This is a genomic window from Micromonospora sp. RB23 (genome assembly GCF_053585025.1).
Genome location: NZ_CM132111.1, coordinates 2,960,289 through 2,972,040, shown reverse-complemented (window position 1 = coordinate 2,972,040; position 11,752 = coordinate 2,960,289). Strand labels below are relative to the sequence as shown.

General features: G+C 72.3%; 5 protein-coding genes. 1 reads left to right on the top strand and 4 read right to left on the bottom strand.

The features are described from left to right. Positions 1-16 precede the first annotated feature (16 nt). From ACTFTM_RS13560 to ACTFTM_RS13545, 4 genes are all read right to left on the bottom strand, one after another. On the bottom strand, positions 17-5,641 hold the full coding sequence (locus ACTFTM_RS13560) for a GH92 family glycosyl hydrolase (RefSeq protein WP_449566123.1): 5,625 nt from the start codon (positions 5,639-5,641) through the stop codon (positions 17-19). Between the two features lie 220 nt (positions 5,642-5,861). After that, positions 5,862-7,322, bottom strand: coding sequence for a hypothetical protein (locus ACTFTM_RS13555; RefSeq protein ID WP_449566122.1), 1,461 nt, complete (start codon positions 7,320-7,322; stop codon positions 5,862-5,864). Then, entirely contained in the window at positions 7,319-9,175 is a 1,857-nt protein-coding gene (locus ACTFTM_RS13550) for a dynamin family protein (protein WP_449566631.1), read from the bottom strand. The genes ACTFTM_RS13555 and ACTFTM_RS13550 overlap by 4 nt, the downstream gene beginning before the upstream one ends. A 115-nt stretch (positions 9,176-9,290) precedes the next feature. Next, positions 9,291-10,193 (bottom strand): IniB N-terminal domain-containing protein, encoded by a 903-nt coding sequence (locus tag ACTFTM_RS13545; protein WP_449566121.1) that lies wholly within the window; start codon positions 10,191-10,193, stop codon positions 9,291-9,293. A 287-nt stretch (positions 10,194-10,480) separates the two neighbouring features. On the opposite strand from ACTFTM_RS13545, the gene ACTFTM_RS13540 reads away from it, so the two are divergent. Beyond that, positions 10,481-11,752: an Hsp70 family protein gene (locus tag ACTFTM_RS13540; protein ID WP_449566120.1), complete on the top strand. Its 1,272-nt coding sequence runs from the start codon at positions 10,481-10,483 to the stop codon at positions 11,750-11,752.

Below are 11,752 nucleotides of genomic sequence, written 5' to 3'. Positions count from 1 at the left end.
CTGGTGAACTCCCGGCCTACCTCGTGCCGGTGACCGTGAACGGTCGGGACACCGTCGCCTTCGAGCGGGACCCGGACAACGTCACGCTGGTGACTCCGGGCTCCATCGAATCCGGGACGCCGACGGTCCCACCGGCGACGATGCCGTCACCGTTCGCGCGCACCGTGCCGACCTGACGGCCGTCGCCGAGGCTGACCGCGATCGTCTCGTTCGGCGCGAAGCCGGCGCCGTCGATGGTGATCGACGTGCCGCGCGGCGCGGAGGGCGTGGGCAACGACAGGCGCGGCTGGTAGGCCGGTTCCGTCGAGCCCACGGTCACCTGCACGGTTGCCGTGGCCGGCGTGCCGGAGGACGCGCCGGTGGCGCGGACGGCGTACCGCCCCGGCGGGGTGTCCCCGGCGGTCGTGACGGTCGCGCGGACCGCGCCGGTCGTGGACGCCGAGACCGTCACCTCGCGGGTCGTGCCGGCCGCGAGGCCCACCGTCACCCGCTCGCCGGCGGCGAACCCGCTGCCGACGACCGTGACCGCGTCGCCAGCGGCGACCGACTGCGCGCCGGACACCGCGAGGGTGGTGGCCGCCCCGCCCCCACGGACGGTCACGGTGAAGGTGGCGGTGCTGCTGGACAGCGTGTCCCACGCGGTGACGCGCACCGTGTAGGTGCCCGCACCGGCGTAGGTGTGCCGGCCGCTCAGCGCGCCGTCCGCGCCGACCGTGGCGTCGTCCGGAACCGTGCCGTCACCCCACTGGACGCGGGCGCGGTAGCCGGTGGTGTCGGGGACACCGCCGGTCACCGATCCGAGGTTCGCCGTGAGGACCTGCCCGGCGTCGACGCTCTGGTCGCCCGGGGCGGCGGTCACCAGCGCGGCGGCCGGAGTGCCGTCGTCGGCGACCGCGAACACGTGGATCCGGCCCGCCGAACGGGGGTCGCCGGTCTGCGTCGGCAGGGTCACCGAGACCAGCGTCTTGCCCGCCGGGATCTGGTACGGCGTGGTGGCAAACAGGAACGGCTGGGCGCCGTCCCGGCTCGTGCCACTGAGCCGGTACGCGGACTTCGCGACCACGATGTTGCCGTACGACGGCGTTCCGTTGGCGTTGCCGCCCAGCGTCCAGTCACTGAACTGGATCGGGACGCTGGCGGTGCTGCCGTCGCTGAAGGTCGCCGTGCCGGTGGTGCTCTGGTTGCCCTGCGTACCGGCGCCGATGAACGAGATGCTCCGGGCGTCGGCCGGCAGGCGCAGGGCGATCGTCGCGCCGTTGCCGGTGGCGTTGTCCGGCTGCCCGGCCGGGACCTGAGGCAGGGTGAAGCCCAGCTCGGTGCCCGGCACCTGGTGCCGCTGCCCCTGGGTCACGCCGGCCCCCGCCAGCGCGGCCCGCGAGTACGCCCACGACTTCGCGTCGCAGTCCGCCGCGAGGGTGCCCTCGTCGCCGACACACACGGTGTCGAACGCCGCGGTGAGGCTGGACTTCGCCGCGTACGCGACGTCGACGCCGACCGTCACCGAGCCCTGACCGGCGCCGTCGGTCACCGTGACGCTCGCCTGGTGGTAACCGGGCGTGGCGTAGGTGTGCTCGCCGCTGACGCGGTAGACCTCCCGGGAGCTCAGGGTCAGGGTGCCCTCGGTGGCCGGTGAGCCGTCGCCCCAGTCGATCGTGGCGCGGTAGTCGTCGGCGCTGCCGCCGGTGACCGTGGCCAGGGCCATCGTGGCGGGTGCGCCGGAGCGGGCGTGCACGCCGTCGGTGGCGGTCACCGTGATGTCACCGCCGCTCAGGTCGAGGTCGCCCCCGGCGAGCAGCTCGATCTCGGCGAGGGTCGGCTGCGCGGCGCCCACGGTCTTCGTCACGACGAGGCGGAACTGGGAGTACCGACCGGGCTTGTCGATCCGGAACGGCCGGGTCTGGTTGCGCCAGCGGAACACCTCGCCCGCCCGCGCGTCCAGCGTGCTCCAGGTGAGCCCGTCGGTGGAGCCCTGCAACCGCCAGTCCGCCGGGTCACCCGCGGCGGCGCCGGAGGTGATCGTGTAGTAGGTCGGCTTCTGCCGGCCGCCACGGGTCGCCCAGCCGATCTGCGGCGTGCCCGACGACGCCGTCAGCTGGGTGGTGGACGAGTCGTCGAACAGCGTCGACGCGGCCTGACCGCCGTTGACCGTGGCGGTGCCGAGGCCCGGCCCGGTGACGTCCTGCAACGGCTGCGGTACGGCGTCGCCCTTCGTCAACGACGGCGGCGTCGCGTCCCGGCCGGTGCCCCACGACGACGGGTTCGGACCCATCTGGAAGTCGATCGTGCCGCCCCTGGCGAGCGCGGACACGTCGACGGAGACCTCCCGTTGCTTCTTGCCGTTGACCTTCACGCTCTGCACGTACACGTTGCGGTCGTTGTTGTTCGGCGCGTTGACCACGATGTCGCCGCTCGGGCGGTGGACGGTCATCCGGGTGAACTGCGGCGAGCCGATCGCCCAGTGGGTCGAGCCCGCCTGCAACGGGTAGACGCCCAGCGAGCTGAGGACGTACCAGGCCGACATCTCGCCGTTGTCCTCGTCGCCCAGGTAACCCTGGCCGATCTCGCTGCCCACGTAGAGACGCCGCAGGATCTCGCGTACCACCGCCTGCGTCTTCGCCGGAGCGCCGGCGACGTCGTACAGGTACGGGATGTGGTGCGACGGCTGGTTGCTCATGCCGAGCTGACCCAGCCGCACCGCGCGGGCCTCGATCATCTCGTGGATGACGCCGCCGTAGCCGCCGGGGCGGTCGGCGTTCTCCGGGGTGGCGAAGAAGGTGTCGAGCTTGTCGCGCAACGCCTTCTGCCCGCCGTACAGGTTGATCAGACCCTGGGGGTCCTGCTGCGCGGTGAACGCGAAGTTCCAGCCGTTGGTCTCGGTGTAGACGCCACCCCAGTCCAGCGGGTCACCGGCGAGGAACGTCCCGGCCGCGTCGCGGCCCTGGAAGAGCTTCGTCTTCGAGTCGAAGAGGTGGACGTAGTTGCGGGCCCGCTCCAGGAAGTAGCGGGACTCCTCCTTGAGCTGTTCGCGCCGCGACTTCGGCGTGGCCGGGTCCTTGGCCAGCGCGGCGGCCATGTTGCCGATGCCGTAGTCGTTGATGTAGCCCTCCAGCGCCCACGACACCGACTCGCCCGTGGAGGTCGGCGTGTAGCCGAGGAACAACGACGTCTCGATGCCCTTGCGGCCGACCGCGCCACGTCCGGACGCGACGGTCGCGTCCTTGACGGCCGCGTCGTACGCCGCGAGCGGGTCGGGCAGCTTGACCCCGGTGAGGTACGCCTGCGCCAGGGCCACGTTCGCGCTGGTGCCGGTCATCAGGTCGGCGTAGCCGGGCGACGACCAGCGGGCGATCCAGCCGCCGTCGCGGTAGTGCTGGACGAACCCGTCCGAAATCTTCGCGGCGACGTCCGGGTAGAGCAGCGAATACGCGGGCCACACGGTGCGGTACGTGTCCCAGAAGCCGTTGTTGACGTAGATCTGCCCGTCGACGATCTTCGCGCCGGTGCGGGTGGCGGTCGACGTGCCGGTCGGCGCGGACACCGGGCTGGCGTACTGCCAGTGCGGGGCGGCGGCGGTGCCGGTGTTCTCCGACTGCGAGTTGGGGTAGAGGTTCAGCCGGTACAGGTTCGAGTACATGGTGACGAGCTGGGTTTCGGTCGCGCCCCGCAGCTCGACCCGGCCGAGCCGGTCCTTCCAGGCGGCGGTGGCGGCCTCGCGGACCTCGTCGAAGCTCCGGCCGGTCGCCTCCAGGTCGAGGTTGCGACGGGCCTGGTCGACGGAGAGGAACGAGGTCGCGATCCGCATCGTCACCTGACGGTTCGCGGAGACGTCGAAGGTCGCGGACGTCGCGGTGGCCGCCGTCGGCGCGCGGTCGAACGTGCCGGACACGAACATGCGGCTGCGCCCGGCCGAGAGGCCGCTTCCGTTGTCGACCCAGCCGGTGAACGCGCCGTCGGTTCCGATGGCGAAGGTGCCCTTGGCGAAGACGAGACTGCCGGTGGACGGTCCCGGTCCGAAGGTGAACCGCATGATGCCGGCGTGGTCGGTCGGCGTCATCTCGGCGACCAGGCCGTTCTGCAGCGCGACCCGGTACAGGTCCGGCCGTGCCGTCTCGTCGTCGTGGCGGAAGGCCAGCGCCCGGCTGGCGGGTGGCCCGGTGAGGGGGCCGTCGCCGGCCACCGGCATCACCGACATCTGGTTGCGGTCACCCATCCACGGGCTGGGCTCGTGGGAGATCGCGAGGCCCTGCAACGTGGGCAGGTTGGCGGCGTTGTTGGCGCGGTGGTAGTCGTACTCCCAGGAGTCCGATGTCGCGTCGGTCACCGGGGTGAAGAAGTTGAAGCCGTTGGGTACGGCGGTGATCGGCAGGTTGTTGCCGCGCGAGAACCCGCCGGTGGAGTTGGTGCCACGGCGGGTGTCGACGTAGTTCGTCAGCCGGGAGCCGTCGATCGTCACCGGGTTCGGAGTCAGCTCGACGTCGTCGAGCCATCCCTGGAACAGGGTCTCGTCGGTGGCCTGCGGGTCGTCGTACGCGAGCAGGATGCGGTCGATCGTCTTGCCGCGCGCGACGGCGCCGATGTCGGCGCTCACCGCGTTCCACTGGTCGGCGAAGAGCACCTTCGAGGCGCCCTGGCCGGCGGGCGTCAGCGGGTAGCCGTGCTGGTCGACGGCCGAGCGTCCACTGAGGTAGCTGCCGTCGGTGAAGCGCAGGTCGACCGAGGCGTAGGTGGACGGGTAGCGGGCGTCCTGCCCGGTGAACTCGGGGAAGATCCGGTACGACAGGCGGGTGTTCGGCCCGACCGGGATGTCGACGTCGTACAGCTTGTTCGTCGCGTACGAGCGGCCAGCGGTCTGGGCGCCACCGTGGTAGCGCAGCGCGGCCAGCCCGGTGAAGCCGACGCCCGGCTTCGTCGTGTAGCCGCCGACCGGCCCGGGCCCGATCTCGGTGACCATGGGCGTGGCCGGCGGGCGGACGTCCGAGCCGTCGCTGATGTCCCAGCTGGCGAGCTGGGTCAGGGAGTCGCCGGAGTTCGCGGAGATCGCCAGCCGGTACCAGCCGTAGGCCGTCGTGTTGGCGACGCCGTACCTGTTGGTGGCGAACCGCTTGGCGAACCGCTGCGTCGTCTGGCGGTCCAGGTCGACCCAGGTGCTGCCGTCGGTGGACCCCTGGAGGGTGAAGTCGCGGGGGTCGCGGCCCGGCTCGTCGTCCGCCGAGGTCAGCGCGTACCGCTTGACGACGGCGGGCTCCGCAAGCTGGTAGGTCACCCAGGCGGTCGGTTCGAACGCCAGCCACTTGGTCGACGGGTTCCCGTCGGCGAGGTTCGCCGCGATCTCGTTCGGCGGGTTCTGGGCGCTCGCGGTGGCGGCCTCGACCTGACCGAGCAGGCTGCCGGGCAGGTTCGCGTTGCTCGACCCGCTGAGGTTGCCCTGCACGGGCCGACCCGAGCGGTCGACCTCGACGGTGCTCGTGGCGGGCTGCGGGTCGGCCGATTCGAACGAGGAACGGAAGGCGCCCGGTGGCGGGGCGCTGGGCGCGGCGTTGGCCAGCGGCGCGGCGACGACCATCCCCAGGGGAAGCAGGACGGCGGTTGTCGCGACGGCTATCCGCAGGGAGACGGCGCGCGTACGGGGGAGATACGGCATGGGGGCGGGACCTTTCGACTCGGTCCGGTCGAGGACGTCGAGTGTCTGGGTGGAGGGGACGGTGGCAGTGGACGATGTTCCGGCTCTGACATCGTTGTCATCGGGCGTGCCTGACAACCGAGGGCAGATCCGTGGATGTTGGGCAGATGCTGCCGGGAGACCACGGCCCTGTCAATGGGTTGACCGGCGCGAAACGCGTCCCGGGTGGACTCCCGGCCGCTCAGCGACCCCCCGCGGCCAGCTCGGCCAGCATCCCCTCGCAGCTCCGCACCACCACCTCCGCACCACGCCGCTGGGTCAGCGGGAGCAGCGGATCCTCGGCCCGGTCCCGCCACCGCCACTGGGCGTCCGCGGCGGTCTCCCAGAGCCGATGGGCGGTCGCCTCGTGCTCGACACCCAGCCGGGCGGCCAGGGAGACGCCATCGCCGCCGACCAGGCGCTGTGCCTCGGCGGCCAACTCGGCGTCGAAACCGAGACGGGCGTTGCGCAGGGCCACCAGCAGGCGTAACTCACGGAACTCGTGTGCTCCCGCCAGGATCTGCTCGATGGCGCCGACCAACTCGTCGCTGCCCCGGACCGGTTCGGCCCGTACCAGGGACTCCACCGCGACCAGCGCCGAGCGCGCCTTGAGCGCGTCGCGCCGATCGACGAAACAGCGGGTCATCGACTCACGCAGCTCGGTGAGCCCACTGCGCCGGATCAGCTCGGCCGACATCGTCACCCGGGTGTCGAACCCACCGCGCACCAGGGTCGTCGCCAGTCGGATACCGAAGAGGCCGAACCGGTCCAGCAGGCCCGCGCGCACCTCGGGGTCGAGACGCACCGGCAGTTCGCCACGGACGAAGCGGTCGGCGGAGAGCAGGTGGGGCTCCAACTCGGCGCGGGGCACCCCGGCCAGCGTCGCCAGCGCGGCGAAGTCGGACTCGCTGAGCAGCCGACCCGCGAGACCGACAGCTCCACTGCACGCCACCACGTTGACGGCCAACGCGCCCACGCGGGGATCGCGGTGGTGCCGGCGGGCCAGCTGTCGGGCGGTGAGCAGACCGTCGATCCGGCCACCGCCGACCTCGTCCGCCCGGGACAACACCATGAGCACGTTGACCGGGGCGGCCTGCCCGACCACGCTGTCCCGAGCGGACTCCAGCACCCGCAGATCGCTGTCGCGGCCGTCCCGGGTCAGGAACAACACCGCGTCCGCGTCGGCCAGCACGCGATCCAGCACCGGCGCGTGCCCCTGCTCGTCGACGCTGGTGAGCGCCGGGGTGTCGATCAGCGTCACCTGCCGCAGCGCCCGTGTCGGCCACCGCACCACGATGTCGCGTACCTTGCCGGCGCGCCAACCGAGATCCACCCGCATGCCGGTCGCCGACTTGACCACCGTCAGCTCCTGCGGAGGCTGACCCACCGGGTAAGCCGTGGCGCCCGGCGACGCGCCGTCCTCGTACCAGGTGAACGCGCCGTCGGCGCCCTCGACCGGCGCGACCTCCTCCCCCATCAGCGCGTTGAGCACCGTCGACTTGCCCGCACGCCACGGGCCGGCGACCGCGATCCGCAGCGGCTGCTCCAGCCGCGCGATCTGGTGTCGCAGCCGCCCCACCGCCCGCGCGTCGTGCTGGTAGACCTCCAGCGCCTGCTGCAACAGCCCCCAGGCCGCCTCGTCCAACCGCACCCCGACCGTCATGCCCCGGGCTCCAAGAGCACCGGCGTCGACCGGGTGGCGGTCAGCTGCTGGGACTGCTCGTACAGCGCGGCGAGGCGGGTCATCTTCGACCGGATCTCCCGCTGCCGCTGCTCGCGCACGGCGACGTCGGTGTCCGCCTCCTGCTTCGCGCTGCGGAACGACTGCACGATCGCCTCCTGCAACTCCTCGGTCAGACCCGTGAAGTGGTCGCGCAGCATGCGTTGCACCTGCCGGGTGGCGTCGCGGCAGTCCCGGACCATCCGGACGAAGAACTCGTCGACATGCCGCTGGATGGCCGTCTTCACGGTCGCCTGCCGGCGACGCAGCAGCTGCTTGCTCTCATCGCGGATGCTCTTGCCGCCGAACAGGGCGCCGATGCCGACCGAGACCGGGTTGATCATCGGCATCCCGGCCAGGGTGGTCGCGAGGCCGAACATCAGCATGCCGCCGTACGAGCCCTTCATGCCGGTGAACAGCTTCTGACCCGTCGTGAAGCGGTCGATCCTCGGCCGTTCCAGGTCCGGCAGCCGAGAGCCGAGATCCTCCGGCATCGTCATCGACCAGGGCGGCAGCACGTCGTAGCCGTACCGGTTGAAGTGGGCGGCCACCCGGCGGGCGATCCAGTCACAGCGCTGGACGAGCCACTCGTGGTTGGCCTCCGCGGCCTCGACGAGGCTCCGCGACAACCACTCGTCGAAGGTGTCCCAGGCGACGAGCGGGTCGGCCTCATCGAACGCCTCGTCCACCGCACGCAGAATCTGACGCGTCCGGTCCCGCAGGTCGTACTCGATGTCGGAGAGCAGGTCGGCCATCTCGTCGGTGAGGGTGTTCTGCCAGCGGGTCGAGCAGCGACGCAGCTCGTCGACCTCCCGTTGGGCCGCGTGCAGCCGCGAGATCGGCCCGGACTGCTCCTCGGCCTCCTGCGTCGCCAACTCGGCGCGCAGCGGCGCGGCCAGTTGCTCCACCACCGTACGGGCCACCGCCTGCACCGACGCCCGCGCCAGATGGTCGGCCTTGCCACTCAGATCCCGTTGCAGACGGGCGATCAGCGCCGGAAAGCCGGACTCGGCGTTGAGAACACGGTCGTCGGCCGCCGCCGCGCGCAGCCGCAGCGTCGCCGACACCGGGATCAGCTGCGCCGGGACGCCGGCCTCGGCGAGGTGTTGCCGGTTGCGCTCGGCGACCGTCCGCCAGTCCGCCACAAGGTCCGTCTTGCTCTGCACCACGACCACGTTCGGTTGCGAGCGCATGACGTGCAGCAGCATGTTCAGCTCGGCCACCGACAGTTCCCGCGTGGAGTCGGAGACCAGCAGCACGGCATCCGCGCGGGCGGAGGCAGCCACCTCAGCGGCCGCGCCGAGCGCGGCGACCTGGTCGGTGCCCGGAGTGTCCACCAGCACCAGTCCGGCGGCGAGCAGCGCCCGGGGCAGGCCGACCTCGACGTACGCCGGACCGCCTCCCGGCCGACGCCCGACGGCGCCGGACACCCCGGCCGCGACCTGGTCGAGCGCCAGGGGGGTCCGTTCGGCGAGCGTCGCCGCAGGCGCTCCCGCGGGCCGCCCGGGCGGCGGCGCCGACGCCTGGACCATCGTGGCGCAGGCCGCCTCGGCGTGCCGCACCACGGTCGGCAGGACGGTGGTACGACCGTCACCGACCGGGCAGGCCGGCGCGTTGATGATCGCGTTGATGAGCTGACTCTTGCCCTGGTTCGGCTCACCGACCACCAGGACCCGCAACGTCGGGTCGAGCAGTTGGGCCCGCTTCTGCCGGACCGTCTGAAGCAGATCGCCGCGCCCGTGTGTCGTGCACGTCCGGGCGATCTCGTCCAGTACGTCCAGCCAGATCCCCGCCATCACCGCACCAAGTGTGCGGATTTCGGCTCAATTAGCAAGAGGTGACGGACGAAAACCCGGGAGAGGCCGGGCCGCTCGACGCGGCCCGGCCTCCCGCTCCCGACGGAACTTCCCGTCAGAGCAGACCGCCGGTGATGCCCAGCAACCCGTGGTCGGACGAGGCGGGCCCCCCGTCGTGCGAGTCGCCGGTCACACCGTCGGTGAGACCACCGGTCACGTCACCGACCGTGCCGGTGACACCGGGAACGAGGCTGTCCACGTGGTGCGTGACACCGCCCACCACGGACGGAACGTCCACCGGCGGAACCACGCCGCCGACCGCTCCGTGACCGAGGCCCAGGCCGCCCAGGGTGTCGTCGACACCGAGGGAGCCGACGATGCCGTCGACCTGGCCGTGCACGCCGGAGAGGACGCCCCCGGTCACGTCGCCGCCGAGCAGGTCGCCGCCGAGCACCGGGTCGGTGACGCCGAGCACACTCGTCGGGTCCCCGACCGTGCCGGTCGCGCCGCCGAGCACCGGGTCGACGATGCCGTCGACCGGCTGCACCACGTCCGCGTCGAGCGTGTGCGCGACGTCGGCCACACCGGTCAGGTCGGTGTCGAGGCCACTCGGACCGACGCCCACCCCGATACCCGGGAGCACGCTCACACCGGCGGCGACGGTCGACGGGTCGACGGCGATGGCGCCGAGCACACCGGCCTTGACGTCCACACCGGACGGCGAGCTGGTGACGCTGATCTGCTGCGCCACGCTCTGGAGCTGGCCGACCACGTCGGTGGCGTCGGTGACCAGCGGGTCGAAGCCGAGCTGCCCGACCACCGGAGCCAGCGGCGCGAGGCCCGCGCCCGGCGCGTAGTCGACCACGAGCGGCACCACGTCCTGCACGTCGGCGGCGGTGATGTCGCTGAGCCCCGCCGCGTTCAGCGCGCCCTCCGGGTCGAGGTCGAAGGCCGACCGCGCGTCGGGGTTGGTCAGCAGGTCGAGCACGAAGTCGTGGAGGGTCTGTTGCGAGTCCATGTGCCGGTTCTCCTCGGATTGCGTCGTTCGTCGAGAGGAACGCTATGGGCGGGGGGCGGTACCGGACATCGGGGCTGCGCCCGCAATCGATCACCCCGCGTTAGGGGCCTTCGTGGGCTCCCCCGTTAGGGGGACTGGGGGAAACCGTCCCGGTCAGATTAGGGTGCCGACCACGCAGTGATCTCTGGTACGAACGTAGGGGCCCGCGGGTTTCGCCGGGGGTGGGTCGCCGGACAGCGCCGACGCCATCGCCATCAGCCGGCCAGTCGCGGAAAGAGAAGAGACGGATGCCGTACGTCCTGGGGATAGACATCGGAAGCACCAACACCGCCGCCGCCGTCGCTCGGCGGGACGGCCGGACCTGGACGCGTCCGGAGGCTGTCCCACTGAACGGCGGCTCGCCGCTCGTACCGTCGGTGCTGCACCTGGCCGAGGACGGCGCGTTGCACATCGGCGGGCCCGCCACCGACGACGGCAGTCGTACCACCAGGGACTTCGTCCGCCGTATCGGCGACGACGTGCCCCTGCTGCTCGGCGGCGAGGCGTGCGCGCCACAGACCCTCACGGCGGAGTTGGCGGCCTGGGTGGTGGAGCAGGTGCACGCCGCGGAGGGCGGCCCGGCGGAGGCGGTCGTGCTCAGCCACCCGGCGAGCTGGCGACCGTACCGGCGGGAGCTGCTGCGCCGCGCGCTCGTCGACTTCGGACTGCGCACGGTCACACTGCTCCCCCGCACGGTCACGGTCGCGGAGAGTCACGCGGCACGTGGCTTCGCGGGCACCACGGCGGCCGTCTACGCGTTGGGCGGCGCCAGCTTCGAGGCGGCCCTCGTGCGGCTCACCCCCCGCGGCACCTACGAGAGCTTCGGCACACCGCAGGGTCTCGACCCGATCGGCGGGGCCGACTTCGACGAGCTGCTGGCCAGCCACGTCCGTACCGTGCTGTCCCGGGAACTGGCCGCCATCGGGCGGCGGGACCACCACGCCGCCCTACGTGGCCTGCCAGCCGAGTGTGACCGGGTCAAGCGGGCGCTGACCGTCGAGCCGGCGGCCGACGTGGTGTTGAGCCTGCCGACCGGTCCGACGCGGATACCGGTGACCCGCGCGCAGTTCGAGGCGATGATCCGCCCCACGGTGCAGGCCACCGTGGACCTCCTGCTGCGCACCGTGCACGGCGCCGGCCTGACGCCGACGCAGCTCGACGGAGTCCTGCTGGCCGGCGGCTCGACCCGCATCCCGCTGGTCACCGAGCTGATCGGCACGGCGCTCGGTGTGCCGGTCGAGGTGGAGCCGGACGCGCAGCTCACCGCCGCCACCGGGGCGGCGAGCGCCGCCTGCCAGGTGGTGTCCCCCCGGCCGCGCCCCCGGCCCCCGGCCCCGGTCCGTGATCCGGCGCCGCCCGCCGGGGGCGACCGGGCGAACATCCCGGCTCTGCGGCGACCCCGGGACCACGCCACCGATCCGGGCGACCCGCCACCCCGACCGCCGGTCCGGATCCTGCCCCTCGACCTGCCGAAGGCGTCCCGCCTGGCACTGACGCTCAGCCGGGGACGCGAAGGATGA

Excerpts from the sequence above, each read along its gene's own strand:
- ACTFTM_RS13555 (WP_449566122.1), bottom strand. The coding sequence starts at position 7,322 with ATGACGGTCGGGGTGCGGTTGGACGAGGCGGCCTGGGGGCTGTTGCAG.
- ACTFTM_RS13545 (WP_449566121.1), bottom strand. The coding sequence starts at position 10,193 with ATGGACTCGCAACAGACCCTCCACGACTTCGTGCTCGACCTGCTGACC.
- ACTFTM_RS13550 (WP_449566631.1), bottom strand. The coding sequence starts at position 9,175 with ATGGCGGGGATCTGGCTGGACGTACTGGACGAGATCGCCCGGACGTGC.
- ACTFTM_RS13540 (WP_449566120.1), top strand. The coding sequence starts at position 10,481 with ATGCCGTACGTCCTGGGGATAGACATCGGAAGCACCAACACCGCCGCC.
- ACTFTM_RS13560 (WP_449566123.1), bottom strand. The coding sequence starts at position 5,641 with ATGCCGTATCTCCCCCGTACGCGCGCCGTCTCCCTGCGGATAGCCGTC.